This window comes from Oceanimonas marisflavi (assembly GCF_003049725.1).
Taxonomy (GTDB): domain Bacteria; phylum Pseudomonadota; class Gammaproteobacteria; order Enterobacterales; family Aeromonadaceae; genus Oceanimonas; species Oceanimonas marisflavi.
Genome location: NZ_QAGM01000030.1, coordinates 16,326 through 30,630, shown reverse-complemented (window position 1 = coordinate 30,630; position 14,305 = coordinate 16,326). Strand labels below are relative to the sequence as shown.

At 62.2% G+C, this 14,305-nt stretch carries 10 protein-coding genes and 1 pseudogene; 4 read left to right on the top strand and 7 right to left on the bottom strand.

What is annotated here, in order from left to right; translation table 11 throughout:
- The 5 genes and pseudogenes from DA373_RS14755 to mfd form a co-directional block, all read right to left on the bottom strand.
- Window positions 1-126, bottom strand: a pseudogene (locus DA373_RS14755) (transposase family protein); the annotation flags it as partial.
- Window positions 127-291: 165 nt separating this feature from the next.
- Entirely contained in the window at window positions 292-1,083 is a 792-nt protein-coding gene (locus DA373_RS14750; RefSeq protein ID WP_107853046.1) for a nuclease-related domain-containing protein, read from the bottom strand.
- 378 nt (window positions 1,084-1,461) lie between these two features.
- Entirely contained in the window at window positions 1,462-2,706 is a 1,245-nt protein-coding gene (locus DA373_RS14745; RefSeq protein ID WP_107853045.1) for a DUF3422 family protein, read from the bottom strand.
- Window positions 2,707-2,774: 68 nt separating this feature from the next.
- Window positions 2,775-4,229, bottom strand: coding sequence for an FAD-dependent oxidoreductase (locus tag DA373_RS14740; protein ID WP_107853044.1), 1,455 nt, complete (start codon window positions 4,227-4,229; stop codon window positions 2,775-2,777).
- A 78-nt stretch (window positions 4,230-4,307) separates the two neighbouring features.
- On the bottom strand, window positions 4,308-7,745 hold the full coding sequence (gene mfd, locus DA373_RS14735; protein WP_107853043.1) for a transcription-repair coupling factor: 3,438 nt from the start codon (window positions 7,743-7,745) through the stop codon (window positions 4,308-4,310).
- A 128-nt stretch (window positions 7,746-7,873) separates the two neighbouring features.
- On the opposite strand from mfd, the gene DA373_RS14730 reads away from it, so the two are divergent.
- The 3 genes from DA373_RS14730 to lolE are packed head-to-tail and all read left to right on the top strand — an operon-like array spanning window position 7,874 to window position 10,999.
- Window positions 7,874-9,085, top strand: a complete 1,212-nt coding sequence (locus DA373_RS14730; protein ID WP_107853042.1) for a lipoprotein-releasing ABC transporter permease subunit — start codon at window positions 7,874-7,876, stop codon at window positions 9,083-9,085.
- Window positions 9,078-9,758, top strand: a complete 681-nt coding sequence (gene lolD / locus DA373_RS14725) for a lipoprotein-releasing ABC transporter ATP-binding protein LolD (protein ID WP_107853041.1) — start codon at window positions 9,078-9,080, stop codon at window positions 9,756-9,758. The genes DA373_RS14730 and lolD overlap by 8 nt, the downstream gene beginning before the upstream one ends.
- Window positions 9,758-10,999, top strand: a complete 1,242-nt coding sequence (gene lolE, locus DA373_RS14720; protein ID WP_107853040.1) for a lipoprotein-releasing ABC transporter permease subunit LolE — start codon at window positions 9,758-9,760, stop codon at window positions 10,997-10,999. Before lolD ends, lolE begins: the two co-directional genes overlap by 1 nt.
- A gap of 34 nt (window positions 11,000-11,033) precedes the next feature.
- Here the strand turns inward: lolE and DA373_RS14715 are convergent, their stop codons facing one another.
- Complete coding sequence (locus DA373_RS14715; RefSeq protein ID WP_232821293.1) at window positions 11,034-11,570, bottom strand: DUF2062 domain-containing protein; 537 nt, start codon at window positions 11,568-11,570, stop codon at window positions 11,034-11,036.
- A complete protein-coding gene (locus DA373_RS14710) occupies window positions 11,543-12,055 on the bottom strand; it encodes a DUF2062 domain-containing protein (RefSeq protein ID WP_107853039.1) in 513 nt (170 codons plus the stop codon). Before DA373_RS14710 ends, DA373_RS14715 begins: the two co-directional genes overlap by 28 nt.
- A 27-nt stretch (window positions 12,056-12,082) precedes the next feature.
- Here DA373_RS14710 and DA373_RS14705 point away from each other — a divergent pair, with 27 nt between their 5' ends.
- Complete coding sequence (locus tag DA373_RS14705) at window positions 12,083-14,287, top strand: DNA internalization-related competence protein ComEC/Rec2 (protein WP_107853038.1); 2,205 nt, start codon at window positions 12,083-12,085, stop codon at window positions 14,285-14,287.
- Window positions 14,288-14,305 lie beyond the last annotated feature (18 nt).

Genomic DNA, 14,305 nt, shown 5'->3' with positions numbered 1-14,305 from the left:
TTGCCAACCTTCAGCACCGGCCATGATAGCACTGACAACCAAGAACATGACATCGACTAAATCATGCTTTTGATTGATATCTGAGCGAGTTTCTTCAACAAGTGTGAGGTGTTCAATCAGGGTCATGACAGGCTCCTTTAGCAAGAAGCGCTGATTAGATCACAGACGATCTGCCTGTTCAAATTTCATTAACAAAGTTTGATCCCGCCCTGCCATGCCTATACCATGAAAAATGCCGCCAAAGATCGCCGCCAGCACTCCAAAAGTAACAGAAATAATGCCGAGGATTTATCAAGCTGCGTCTTTATCGATGAGTGCTTTTACTACAACACGGCACTTGGGAAAGCGCGAGCAGCCCCAGAATTTCTCACCGGCGCTGGCTCCCCGTTTTCTTTCGCGCAGCAGCATGCTAGCGCCACAGCGCGGGCAGATCTTTGCCGTGGACTTTTTGGCCACAATGCTTTTCACATATGTTTTATGGTGGTGTGCGGTGGCGATGCCGGGCTTTAGCCTGATGGCATCCAGCATGGCGATCACCTCCCTGACTTCGTGCTGCGTTAACACCCGTTGTGTGAATGAACGGATAAACGCCAGGCCTTCTTTGGCATGGGTAACGTTGGGTGGCAGTTCGGTTTTGAAAGTACTGTCGCCAATAAAAACAATAAGTGAATAAATATACTCAGGTGAAACACTCAGTACCGACTCCAGCTCTTTGGCGTGCTTATAGTTCTGGTGCAGCGGATTCTGAAATTTGTAAGTATGGCGGTAGATTTTCTGCGTCCATTGCTTTTGATGGGCCGAACCAAAAATCCAGCCTTTCATATTCTTGGTTTCAACCACAAAAATACCAAACTCTGACACGACCACATGATCGATCTGAGTGGTACCATCCCCGGAAGGCAGCGTGATGTTTTTCAAAATGGTGTATTCATTTTCCGGCAGCTGTGCCAGCATACGGTTGACTAGAAACTCGCCAAAATATCCTTTAAACCAGGCGCTCTTTAAAAACAGAACGAGAAGCAATATGGGAAGAGCGTACCAAACGTATGCCATGTAGTTTGATGAAATGCTAAAGAAGTCCATTTATATCCCTGTGCCATTTTATTTTCTGAAAGTGAATTGATTCTTGTTATTGTTGTTATGAGTAATTTTTGTCATATAGCCCGAGATTACGGGGTGAACCGATTTCTGGCCGACAACCCGGCACTACGGTTTCATGTGTGACTATTCTGACCGCTGGGATGGAAAAGGGCAATTGCGAAAATGGAAAAGTGCGGTGCAACACGGTTTGGTGGTGTTTGTGCAGATCCATTTGACGCCTGGGGGGCTGTGTGGCCAGCCGTCGGGTACTTGCTACTGACAGGGGAAAGGTTGCCGCTTCGCGTCACATAGCGGGCTGGCAGCCCGCGCTCCACGTGGATGAGGCTGCCTTGATACTTCGGGGTGCGCTGGGGAGGATTGTCAGTCTTCCCCCACGCCGCGCAGCAGACGGCGAATATAGAGCCAGAGCAGCAGGGCTATAAAGGGCACCGAGATGCTCAGGCCCGCTTCCATCAGGTGGCGGTATTCCTCGTTTTCCACCAGGTTGCGCAGGGTGCGGTCAATCAGGTCAAAGGCGTAGTAGGTCACCACGATAATGGAGAAGCTTTCCAGCTTGGCCTGCAGCCGCAGTTGTTCGCCGGCGCGCTTGGTCAGGCTGGAGAGCATGTCGCGGTTTTGCTGCTCTACCGACAGATCCACCTGGGAGCGCACCAGCTGGGTGGTTCGGGCCAGCCGGCGGGACAGCTGCTCTATGCGCTGGCCGGCGGCGTGGCAGGTGCGGGTGGCCGGATCCAGCCGCCGGTCCATAAACTGCTCCACGGTCTGTCGGCCTTCTATGCGGGTTTCCCGCAGCTCGGCAATGCGCTTGTTCACCAAGGCAAAGTAGGCGTCTGCCGCCGAAAAACGGTTGGAGGTTTGCGCCGACAGGGCTTCCAGCCGCTCGGCCAGATCCATCAGCTGGTGCAGCAGTATGGACGGTTCTTCCGATGCCACCCGGGTGGAAAGTTCTACCAGCTCGTTTTCCAGCTGGTTGATCACCGGCACTACCTTGTTGGCCAGCGGCAGCGCCAGCAGGGCAATATGGCGATAGGTTTCTATTTCGTAAATGCGCTGCAGCAGTCGCCCGGCCTGGCGCAGTTGCAGACCCCGGTCTTCCACCAAAACCCGCACCAGGCCGCTGTCTTCCCGGGGGTAAAAGTCGGTCCAGATCTGGCCCACTTCCGACATCACCAGCGAGCTGTTGACCTGATGCTCACCAAAATGCTGTTCCAGCCAGGCGTGTTCGTCGGCACCGGGCTGATGGTCGCGAAACAGAATTTCGGCGCCGCACAAAAAGCTGCCCGGGGCCTTATCCAGCCAGGCGGCTGGCAGCTCGGGTAGTTCAAGCGTGTTCAGCGCGGTCAGGGTAAGGGTATAGAACTCGTGGTGGGCTTCAAAGCGCAGGGTCAGCTGGTTATTTCCGCCCTGCCAGAAGCGCGATTTGCCGGTGGTTTCCTGCAGTTGCAGCAGGCCGCTCAGCCGGGCCACGCTGGCCTTGATTTCGTCCAGCGGGGTATCGTCGTAGGTCACCGCGATATGGCGCATGGCCAGCGGGCCCTGCAATTCCTGAAACGGCCGGGCATGCACCTCGGCAATAATCTGCTCCCGCAACGGGTGACTGCGCATTGATACTCCTTTATGTGCTGTCAGTCGAGGGTGAGTAATTTAGCAGATTTTGTGACGGGGCTCGCGTTTTATTCCCCAGTCCCCGCTGTTTCAGCCAGCTCTCTGGGGTAGCCGCGGGCTTCAGCCAATTCAATGGCAGTGGCTTCTACTTCGGCGGCGGTGTGCTGCCGGCTCAGGGCCAGATCCGGGCTGAGCGGACCTGTGTGGTTCAGCCAGCCCAGTTCAGTGAGCCTGGCCACGATGCGATCGGCGGCGGTCAGCGCCGAGCTGGCCTTTACAATTTCCACCCGGGCGTAATGATGCCCTTCAAAGGAGACGTCGGCGGCGCGCAGTTTCGGATCGCTGCCCGGGATCTGCTGGGCGCCAAACAGCGGCTTGCCGGCGGGGATGGCGCGGGAAAAGTCCGGCAGCAGCCGGGCCAGGTGATCAATGGCGCGTTGCGTGCGGGCCTGGGTATCGTCCTGACTCCAGCCCAGCTCCAGTTGCTGGCGATATGGTTCCGGCAGGCGCGGCTGGGCGCTGCGTTCGCAACTGGCCACCAGGCCGTTTTTGAACAGGGTAATGGCATCTGTCATACCGTGCAGCTGAAACAGGCCGCCGGGGTAGGGGGTGAGCTGGGCCATGCCCTGAGGCGTGCCGCGCTCACCGTGAAAAATCACCTCGGGCCAGTGAGCGGCGCCGGGCCAGCGGGCCAGGTAGGCGGCCTTGTATTCCACCAGCCGTTCACGGCGATAGCCGGCCATGTCATCCACCAGGCCGGTGCGAAAGCCGCAGGCGTTTACCAGAAAGTCCACTTCATCCACGCTTTCTCCCCTGGGACCCACGCTTTGCACCAGCCAGCTGCATTCGCGCTGCTCCAGGTGCGTGGCGCGGGTGTTCAGGTGCAGATCACACAGGGGCGAGTCGCTCAGGCCAAGAGTGGCGGTGGCGGCCATGCGAAACAGGCTCCAGCCGTATTCCTGCACCAGAATAAGTGGAAACTTCAGCTGGCTGGCGTCCAGCTGGCGGGCCAGCGGGATCATCCAGTCGTCGTGACATTGGGCCCGGGCCGGCAGCGGCCGGCTGGCCAGGGCCTCGAATTCGTCGCGCTCATAACAGCGGTAATAGTCGTCCGGCTCGCCCAGCACCCGGTTGGCCGGATCTTCGTTTACCAGCAGTTGATATTCCCGTGTTACCTGGCGCAGCCGGGGCAGCAGGGCCTTTGGGTCGCCCGCATCGGTCACCGGCACCGCAATCACGGTAGGGCGGCGGTTAATGCTGTGGGGATAGGCCCGCACCGAGGCAATGGACTGGCGCAGCAGGGTCAGGCACTGCTGGTCGCTGATCTCCCGGTAGAGGTTGCCACCGGCATGCAGGTGGCAGATGGGGGGGCCGTTGACCAGACCGGTGCTGCTTTCCAGCAGCAGGGTATGTATGCCCATGTCGGTCAGGCGCAGCGCGACGGTGGCGCCGGCAATGCCGCCACCCAGAATGCCCACTCGCAGCGGGCGCTGGGCAAAAGCGGCGCAGGATGTTGTGTTCATTACGTCTCGGTCAGGATGATGATGTGGCGCCGGCGTGGCCGGCACCGTGTGCGTTAATCCCGTCCGTGGGAGTGCGCATCAGGCCTGATGCGCGGCAAATTCATTGAGCATGTCGCCCACCAGGGCCAGCCGGGCCTTGGCATCGGCACTGGGAATGGCAAAGCGCAGTTTGCTCGGGCCCTCCATTTTGTAGATGCGCGGCTGACTTTGCAACAGGCCCACCAGATAACCGGGGTCCACTCTGGCGTCCTGGCCAAAGCTGATGGTGCCCCCCTGAGGGCCGGCGTCGATCTTCTCGATGCCAAGGGTACTTGCCTTTGCCTTGAGGGCGGAGAGGGCAATCAGGTTCTTGCCCGGCTCCGGCAGCAGGCCAAAGCGGTCAATCAGCTCCACCTGCAGCTCGCGCAGGGCGGCATCGTCCTCGGCGGCGGCAATGCGCTTGTACATGGACAGGCGCATGTTCACATCGGGAATGTAGTCGTCCGGCAGCAGGGCGGGCAGGCGCAGTTCAATCTCGGTCTGGCTGCCCAGCAGCTGATCCAGTGCCGGCTCCTTGCCAGACTGCAGCGCCTTCACCGCCTGCTCCAGCATCTCCATATAGAGGCTGAAGCCAATGGCGGTGATCTGGCCGCTTTGCTCGTCGCCCAGCAGCTCGCCGGCGCCACGAATTTCCAGATCGTGGGTGGCCAGAGCAAAGCCGGCGCCCAGATCTTCCAGCGCGGCAATGGCTTCAAGCCGCTTTTTGGCATCCGTGGTCATGCGCTTGGGGTGGGGCGTGAGCAGATAGGCGTAGGCCTGATGATGGGAGCGGCCCACCCGGCCCCGCAGCTGGTGCAGCTGCGCCAGGCCCAGCTTGTCGGCCCTGTCCATGATGATGGTGTTGGCGGTGGGCACGTCGATGCCGGTTTCAATGATGGTGGAGCACAGCAGCACGTTAAAGCGCTGGTGGTAGAAGTCCGACATCACCTTTTCCAGCTCGCGCTCGCGCATCTGGCCGTGGGCGATGCCAATGCGGGCCTCGGGCACCAGGGTACGCAGGGCTTCCAGGCTGTTTTCTATGGTCTGCACCTCGTTGTGCAGGTAATAGACCTGACCGCCGCGCTTGAGCTCCCGCAAAATGGCCTCGCGCACCACGGTCGGATCCGACTCGCGCACAAAGGTCTTCACCGCCAGCCGCTTGGCCGGGGGAGTGGCGATAATGGAGAGATCCCGCATGCCGCCCATGGCCATGTTCAGGGTGCGGGGGATGGGGGTGGCGGTCAGGGTGAGAATGTCCACGTCGGCGCGCAGGGCCTTGATCTTGTCTTTCTGGCGCACGCCAAAGCGGTGTTCTTCGTCCACGATCAACAGGCCCAGATCCTTAAAGCGCACGTCCTGGCTCAGCAGCTTGTGGGTGCCGATCACAATATCGATGCTGCCGTCCGCCAGCCCTTCCAGGGCCTTGTCCTGCTCCTTGCCGGTCTTGAACCGGCTGATGAGCTCCACCTTCACCGGCCAGTTGGCAAAGCGGTCGCGGAAATTGTCGTAATGCTGTTGCGCCAGCAGGGTGGTGGGCACCAGCACCGCCACCTGCTTGCCGCCGTGCACCGCCACAAAGGCGGCGCGCATGGCCACTTCGGTCTTGCCAAAGCCCACGTCACCGCACACCAGCCGGTCCATTGCCTTGGCTTGAGTCATGTCGGTGAGCACGGCGTTGATGGCCTTGAGCTGATCGTCGGTTTCCTCAAAGGGAAAGGCGTCGCAGAACTGGCGGTAGGCGCTCTTGTCGTGGGTAATGGCCTGGCCCGGCTGGGCGGCCCGGCGGGCGTATACGTCCAGTAGCTCGGCGGCCACGTCGCGCACCTTTTCGGCGGCCTTGCGCTTGGCCCTGGCCCAGGCGTCGTTGCCCAGCCGGTTCAGGGTGGGCTCGTCGGCGCCGCTGTAGCGGCCCACCAGATGCAGGGCGGTCACCGGCACATAGAGCTTGTCGCCGCCGGCGTATTCCAGGGTCAGGTACTCCGACTTCATGCCGCCGGCGTTCAAGGTCTGCAGGCCCATGTAGCGGCCCACACCGTGATCCAGGTGCACCACCGGCTGGCCGATGGACAGCTCGGCCAGGTTGCGGATCAGGGTGTCGGGGCTGAGCGCCGCGGATTTTTCCCGCCGCCGGCGCTGGATCACCCGGCCGCCGAGCAGATCGCCCTCGCAGATCAGGGCAAATTCGTCACCCAGCACAAAGCCCTGGGCCAGCGGGCCCACCAGCAGGCCGACTTTGTCGCTGCCGGCGGCAAAGTCGTTCAGGCTGTTGACCGGTGTGGGCTGGAGGGGGGAGCCCGCCAGCAGCTCGGTCAGGGCCTCGCGCCGGCCGGCGCTTTCCACCGAGAACAGAATGCGGCCGGCAAAGGGCTGGCAAAAGGCCAGCAGCCGCGCCAGGGGCTCGGTTTTCTGGTGCTCTACTTCCAGCTCGGGCAGCACCCGCACCGGCGCATTAACGCGATCGCCCTTTTCCGGCACCGGCTCCTGGCTCAGCTGCAGCCGGGGCCAGCGGTTCAGCTGCTGCATCAGGGCATCGGGCTTTAAATACAGCTCGTCGGGGGCCAGCAGCGGCCGCAGCAGGTCGTGGCGGCGGTCTTCATAACGCTCGTTCACATCCCGCCAGAAGGCCTGGGCCGCCGGCTCAATATCGCCCACCGCCAGCACCAGCATGGTCTCGGGCAGGGCGTCGAACAGGGTCTGGGTCTGTTCAAAGAACAGCGGAAAATAATATTCAATGCCCGGTGGCAGCTGGCCCTGGCTCACTCTGTGGTAGAGCGACTCCGGCTCGTTGCGCAGGGCAAAGCGTTCCCGGTACTGGCCGCGAAACAGCTCGATGGCGGCGCCGTCGGTGGGAAACTCCCGGGCCGGCAGCAGCCGCACTTCCTTGACCTTGTCCTTTGAGCGCTGGGTGTCCGGGTCAAAGGGGCGCAGGGTGTCGATTTCGTCATCGAAAAAGTCGATGCGCACCGGATCGATGGCGCCCATGGGGAACAGATCCAGCAGCGCGCCCCGGGCGGCGAATTCGCCGTGCTCCAGCACCTGCTCCACCGCGCGGTAGCCGGCCTGCTCCAGGCGCTGGCGCAGGTGGTGCAGGTCGAGCCGGTCGCCCACCTTAAGCCACAGGCTGTTTCGCTCCAGCCAGTCTCGCGGCGGGGTGCGCAGCATCAGGGTGGTCACCGGCACAATCAGCAGGCCCCGGCTTAATTCAGGCAGGCCGTAAAGGGTTTCCAGCCGCTGGGAGATAATGTCCTGATGGGGCGAGAACTGATCAAAGGGCAGGGTTTCCCAGTCGGGCAGCAGCCGCACCGGCAGGGCGTCGTCGGCCAGCAGGTGTCGCACTTCCTGCTCCAGGCGCAGGGCAGTGGGGGTGTCGGGCACCACCAGCAGCACGCGCTGGGATTGCTGTTTGACCTGGCCGGCAATGGCCAGGGCCAGGCTGCTGCCAGTCAGGCCACCCAGGCTGGCTCTGGGTTTGGGAGTCGGGCTGGAAATCTCAATCATGAGCGCGGTGTGTTGTCCTGTTGGGCGCGCTGCTCGGCGCGCTTTGAGTTGTCTGGCTGGTCACAAGCCTTTATTATTCCGCAACTTGCGGGTGACGTAAAACCCTTTGAAAAACGGATGATTATGCCATGTTTCAACCCCTGACGCTGATGCTGGGCCTGCGCTATGCCGGAGCCCGGGGGCGGCGGAGCTTCGCTTCTTTTGTTTCCGGCTTTTCCACCATCGGCATTTTGCTGGGGGTGGCGGCGCTGATGCTGGTGTCATCGGTGATGAACGGCTTTGAACAGCAGCTGAAAAGCCACCTGCTGGGGGTGATCCCTCACGCTCTGGTCACCAATGACGACCGCCGCCTGAATGAGCCCGAATCGCAGGCCGCACGCTTTGCCGCCGTGCCCGAGGTGGTGGCCACCAGCCCCTTTATCAGCGCCGAGGCCATGGTACAGGGACCGGGCGGGCTTACCGGCGCCGAGCTGTATGGGGTGGACACTGCCAACCCGGCGGATCGCCTGCTGGCCTCGCTTGATGCGCAGACACTCGGGTATTTTCGCGATCTGCCCTACGGCCTGGTGCTGGGAGCGGGGCTGGCCCGGGAGCTGGGGGTGGGCCCCGGCGACAAGGTGCGGGTCACGGTGACCGAAGGCAGCCGCTTTACCCCCCTGGGCCGGGTGCCCAGCCAGCGGCTGTTTACCGTGGTGGGCACCTTTGCCACCGGTCAGGATGTGGACCGTCAGCTGGTGCTGGCCCGCATTGAAGACGCCGGCCGGCTGCTGCGCTACCGGCCCGATCAGGCCTCGGGGCTGCGGTTGTGGCTGAACGACCCCTTTGAGCTGGCGCAGTTGCCGGCGCTTGACGGCACGCTCAAATACGAAACCTGGCAGCACAGCCGGGGGGAGCTGTTTCAGGCGGTGGCCATGGAAAAACGGCTGATGAGCCTGATGCTGGCGCTGATCATTCTGGTGGCGGCCTTTAATATTCTTTCCGCCATGGTGATGGTGGTGACCGACAAGGAGGCCGAAATCGCCATGCTGCAGACTCTGGGGCTGAGCCGCGGCCGTGTGATGGCGGTGTTCATGATTCAGGGGGGCTTCAGCGGCGTGCTGGGCAGCCTGCTGGGCTTTGGCCTGGGGCTGCTGCTCACCCTCAATCTGGATGGGGTGCTCAATGCCCTTGGCATCAATTTTTATGCGTCTGCCGGCGGCAGTCAGCTGCCGGTGCTGCTGATCCCCGCTCAGCTTGTCACCATTTTGTTTTCCACTCTTGCCCTGTGCGTGCTGGCCAGCCTGTATCCGGCCTGGCGGGCGTCCCGGGTGCAACCTGCCGAGGCCCTGCGCTATGAGTAATCCCTTGTTGACGGTTGAGAACCTGACCAAAACCCACCGCGACGGCGAGCGTTCGGTCAGCATATTGCACGGGGTGAGCCTGACCCTGAACGCCGGCGAGAGTCTGGCGGTGGTGGGCAGCTCGGGCTCGGGCAAAAGCACCCTGCTGCACCTGCTGGGCAGCCTGGACACCCCCACCTCCGGCCGGGTGCTGGTGGAAGGGGAAGATCTGCACCGGCTGCCGGGGCGGGCCCAGGCCCGCTTTCGCAACCAGAAACTGGGCTTTGTGTACCAGTTTCATCACCTGCTGGGGGAGTTCAGCGCCCTGGAAAACGCCGCCATGCCACTGATGATTGCCGGTCGTCCGGTGGCTGAGGCCAAAGAGCGGGCACAAGCCCTGCTGGGCAAGGTGGGACTGTCGCACCGGCTCGATCACAGACCGGCCCAGCTCTCCGGCGGCGAGCGTCAGCGGGTGGCTATTGCCCGGGCGCTGGTGAACAACCCCCGGCTGGTGCTGGCGGACGAGCCCACCGGCAACCTGGACGCCCACAGCGCGGCGGACGTGTTTGAGCTGCTGGCGGAGCTGCAGCGTGAGCTGGGCACCGGCCTGGTGGTGGTGACCCACGATCTGGCCCTGGCCGGACGGCTGAATCGTCAGGCGCGGCTGGTGGACGGCCACCTGGAGGAGCAGTGATGTTTCGGCCCTTACCGCTTTACCTGGGCTGGCGTTTCAGCCGGGCCAGACGGCGCAACCGTTTTATTTCCTTTATCTCGGTGGCCTCCATTCTGGGCATTGCCATTGGCGTGAGCGCGCTTATCCTGGGGCTGTCGGCCATGAATGGCTTTCAGCGTGAGCTCGAAAACCGCATTTTGTCGGTGTTGCCCCACGGTCAGCTTTATGCCGCCAACGGTCCGGTGGCGGATTGGCAGAGCATGCAGGCGCAACTTGAAGCCGCCCCCGGGGTGGAAGCGGTGGCGCCCTTTGTGCCCCTGGAAGGCCTGCTCAGCAAGGGCTCTACCCTGAAGGCGGTGCAGTTGCAGGGGGTGGACCCCGAGCGGGAGATGCGTATTTCGGCGCTGGGGCCCTATCTTGACGGCGGCAATCTGGATGCGCTCAAACCCGGCGAGCGGGGCATTATTCTGGGCCAGGCCATTGCCGACAAGCTGGGGCTGACAGTCGGAGATTCGGTATCGCTGCTGTTGCCTTCCCCCGGTGAGCAGGGCTTTGGCTCGCCCCGCCGCCATGCCTTTACTCTGGTGGGGGTGTTGCGCCTTGGCGGCCAGCTCGACACCCTGCTGGGTTACACCCATATTCAGGACGCCCAGGCGCTGCGCGAGCTCGGTGACAGTGTTTTTGGCTTTCATTTAAAGGTGAACGAGGTGCTGCGTGCCGATCGCATCAGCTTTGATGCGGCCATGCCGCTGCCGGCGGCCTTTTACGTGACCAGCTGGATGAACAGCCAGGGCAATATCTACCGGGACATTCAGCTGGTGCGCACCCTGATGATAGTGGTGCTGCTGCTGGTGATGGCGGTGGCCAGCTTTAATATCGTCTCCACCCTGGTAATGGCGGTGAATGAGAAAAAGGGCGATATCGCCATTCTCAAGACCATGGGTGCCGGCCCCTGGCAGATCCGCGGCGCCTTTGTGGTGCAGGGCATGCTGAACGGCGTGGTGGGCGTACTGGCCGGTGGCCTGCTCGGCGCCCTGCTGGCCAACCGGCTGTCGGAGCTGGTGGCGGGCCTGGAGCAGCTCACCGGTCACCGCATGCTGAACCCGGAAGTGTATTTTATCGACTTTATTCCCACCGAGTTTCACTGGGCGGACCTCTGGCTGGTGACCGGCTCGGCCCTGGTGCTGATCTTTATCGCCACCCTCTATCCCGCCTGGCGCGCAGGGCGGCTGCTGCCAAGGCAACTTTTAGGTGAGGGGTGAGGAGTCAAGAGTGAGGGATGAGAGACCTCACACCTCACACCTCGCGCCGTGTGCGCCGGCGCCGCCAGGCGATCTGTACCTTCCAGCGCCAGCCCAGGCGGGTGAGTGCCCAGCCAAGGGCCGCCGAGAACAGGGCCAGCAGCAGGCAGCCGGTCAGCAGTGGCACGGCCACGGCCAGGGCTTCGTGCTCCAGTGAAAAGGTGTCGCTGAATTCCACTTCCGGGTGTCCCAGCAACAGCAGGCCCAGCCGGTAGGCAAAATAAAACATGGGCGCAATGGTGAGCGGGTTGTTGACCCACACCATGGCAATGGCCAGGGGAATATAGCCGCGCATCAGCAGCGCCAAGGCGATGGCCACCAAGGTGTGCATGGGCAGGGGCAGCCAGGCGGCAAAGAGGCCGGCGGCCACCGCCACCGCAGCGGAATGACGGTTACAAAACCAGTAGTCGGGGTCGAGCAGACGGTCACCAAAAATACGCAGCAGCCTGTGCTGTTTCAGCGTGTCCTGACTGGGCATTCTGCCCCGAACCCACTGGCGCAGCATCAGCGGCTCTGACGCCGGCGTTTCCATTGGCGCGACACCGACCAGCGCCAAAGGCCGTGAATAAACATATAGCCAACGGCCGAACTCACCAGTCCCAGCACCAGACTGCCCAGCAAAAAGGGCGGCCCGGCGGTGCTCATGGCGCCCGCCAGCCAGCTCAGGCTGACTTCAAAATGCTCGTAGTGAGGCGGCCGGTTGAGCAGAAAGGAGCCCAGCCGGTAGGCAAAATAGAACATGGGGGCCATGGTCAGCGGATTGGTCAGCCACACCAGCACCGCCGACAGCGGCAGGTTCACTCTGAACAGCATGGCGCCACCGGCGGCGGCCACCATCTGAAAGGGAATGGGCAACCAGGCACAGAACAGGCCTACTGCAAAGGCGCCGGCGGCTGAGTGACGGTTCAGGTGCCAGAGGTTGGTGTCGTGCAGCCGGTTGCCAAACAGGCTCAGGTATTTGTGGTTTCTGATGGTTCCGTGTTCGGGCATCAGGCGTTTCAGGATCTTTCTTGGCATCTGCTCCAGGTCCGCAATACTTACCGGATGGACAAGCGGCTGTTCTTCTTTTGTGCCGGGGTAACCAGTACCCTTTTCTGGCCCTGGTTACCGGCCAGGGATGTATGGTTACCGCTGGCCGTCATTGGTGTTTTCTGCTGGCGCACCCGGCCGGCGACAGCCGGCCTGTTGCTGGGATTTGTCTGGGTGTTATGCATCAGCCACTGGCAGCTGGCCTGGCTGCAATTACCGGGTGTGGGTGAGCGCAGTCAACTGATTACTGCCAGTGTAGTCGAGGTTCAGCCCCGGCAGGATGGCGCCAGCCGGCTGATTGTCGGCCTGTCACACCTTGATGGTCAAGCACTTTTACCAAAGCCCCGGGTCTTGCTCAGCTGGTACGGACGTGTTCCGGCACCTCAGCAGGGGGACTCTTTCAGCTCTGTTGCACACCTGTATCCGCCTCATGCCCTGGCCAACCCCGGCTCGTTTAACAGCGCCCGCTGGTTGCTGGGGCAGGGCATTACCGCCCGGGGCTATATGACCGGCACCCTTGCTCATGATCAGGCTTCCCCCGGTGTCAGGGCCCGCTTGCTGACCCGTTTTAACGAGGCGGCCGGGGAGCTTGAGGCCAGGCCCTGGCTGCGGGCGCTGGGGTTTGGCGAGCGTGACGAGCTGCAGCAGCATGACTGGACCATGCTGCGGGCACTGGGGGTGAGCCATTTGTTCGCCATTTCCGGCCTGCATATTGGCCTGGTGGCGGGACTGGGCTGGCTGGCAGGGCGGTTAACGGGTCATCACACTGCCGGACTGGTAATGGCCCTGGCGCTGGCTGCCGGCTATGCCTGGCTGGCCGGTTTTGGGGTAGCGACCCAGCGGGCGTTGCTGATGCTGGTGATGTTGCTGGGGTTACTCGCCTGGGGCCGGTACTGGAGCGGCCGGCGGATTTTGCTGCTGACCATGGCGCTGTTGCTGCTGTTCAATCCCTGGCTGGCACTCAATCTGGGCTTCTGGTTGTCGGTGCTGGCGGTGGCGGCCCTGATCTGGCTTTCCGGTGGCCGGGGGCGCAACCGTATGATGTGGCTTCAGGTGGGATTGGGTCTGTTGCTGATGCCCCCGGTCATGCTGTTGTTTGGCGGCGTAAGCTGGTTGTCGGTGCCAGTCAATCTGGTGCTGATCCCGCTGTTTTCAGTGCTGCTGATCCCGCTCTTGCTGCTGGCATGCGGCCTGTTACTGTTTGGTCCGGTCGTGGCAGCTCCGGTATTCTGGTTGCTGGACAGGATATTTACGCCATTGATGAACGGGCTGCACTGGCTGGCCGAGACATTTTCACCCTGGGCCGAGCTGTCGGTGATGACTCAGGGGCTGATGATGTTGCTGATGCTGTTGCCCGTTTTGCCGATGTTGCCCTGTGCCCGCTGGCTGGGACTGCCCATTCTGTTGCTGGGCGCATTATTGCTCTGGCCCGGCCCGGTCTGGCAGATCCGGGTGCTGGATGTAGGGCAGGGGCTGTCGGTGCTGGTGACCCAGGGCAAGCGGGCGCTGCTCTATGACACCGGCAACCGCTTTCCGTCGGGCTTTAATATGGCGGATGGGGTGATTTTGCCGCTGCTGGCGAAGTTGGGTATCAATAAGCTGGATTATCTGGTGATCAGCCACGACGACAGCGATCACAGTGCCAACCGCGATTATCTGGCCATGCGAGTGCCGGTACAATATCGCTGGGGAGCCTGGCCCAGGGGCATGCCCTGCCGGGCCGGCCAGCGGCGGCAATGGGAAAGGCTGACACTGCAAATGTTGTGGCCGGTCACCCTCACCGGACACAGCAACAATGACTCCTGCGTGCTGCGTATCACCGACGGCCGGCTATCCGTGCTGCTCACCGGCGATATCGAAAAACCGGCCGAGCAGGCGTTGCTGGCGCGCAACGCGCTGCTTCGGGCCCAGCTGTTGCTGAGCCCTCATCACGGCAGTCGCAGCTCGTCAAGCGACGCATTTATCGCTGCGGTGTCGCCAGCCAGAGTGGTGCACACCGCCGGCTTTGCCAACCGCTGGGATTTTCCCGCTGCCGAGGTGGTGGCCCGTTATCAACAGGCGGGTGTCACCCAGCTGATCACCGGTGAACAGGGCATGATCCACCTGGTTTCCGGTGATGGGCACTGGCGCCGGCAGGGCCATGGCCGGCCCGGCCCCTGGTATAACCGGCTGGCCGCCTGGCGTGAAACTGGCGGGACTTCGGCGAAGCCGTTAGAATAGCGCCTCGTTTTTTACGGC

Coding starts and splice junctions, on each gene's coding strand:
- DA373_RS14750 (WP_107853046.1), bottom strand. CDS start 1,083: ATGGACTTCTTTAGCATTTCATCAAACTACATGGCATACGTTTGGTAC.
- DA373_RS14745 (WP_107853045.1), bottom strand. CDS start 2,706: ATGCGCAGTCACCCGTTGCGGGAGCAGATTATTGCCGAGGTGCATGCC.
- DA373_RS14740 (WP_107853044.1), bottom strand. CDS start 4,229: ATGAACACAACATCCTGCGCCGCTTTTGCCCAGCGCCCGCTGCGAGTG.
- mfd (WP_107853043.1), bottom strand. CDS start 7,745: ATGATTGAGATTTCCAGCCCGACTCCCAAACCCAGAGCCAGCCTGGGT.
- DA373_RS14730 (WP_107853042.1), top strand. CDS start 7,874: ATGTTTCAACCCCTGACGCTGATGCTGGGCCTGCGCTATGCCGGAGCC.
- lolD (WP_107853041.1), top strand. CDS start 9,078: ATGAGTAATCCCTTGTTGACGGTTGAGAACCTGACCAAAACCCACCGC.
- lolE (WP_107853040.1), top strand. CDS start 9,758: ATGTTTCGGCCCTTACCGCTTTACCTGGGCTGGCGTTTCAGCCGGGCC.
- DA373_RS14715 (WP_232821293.1), bottom strand. CDS start 11,570: ATGGAAACGCCGGCGTCAGAGCCGCTGATGCTGCGCCAGTGGGTTCGG.
- DA373_RS14710 (WP_107853039.1), bottom strand. CDS start 12,055: ATGCCAAGAAAGATCCTGAAACGCCTGATGCCCGAACACGGAACCATC.
- DA373_RS14705 (WP_107853038.1), top strand. CDS start 12,083: ATGGACAAGCGGCTGTTCTTCTTTTGTGCCGGGGTAACCAGTACCCTT.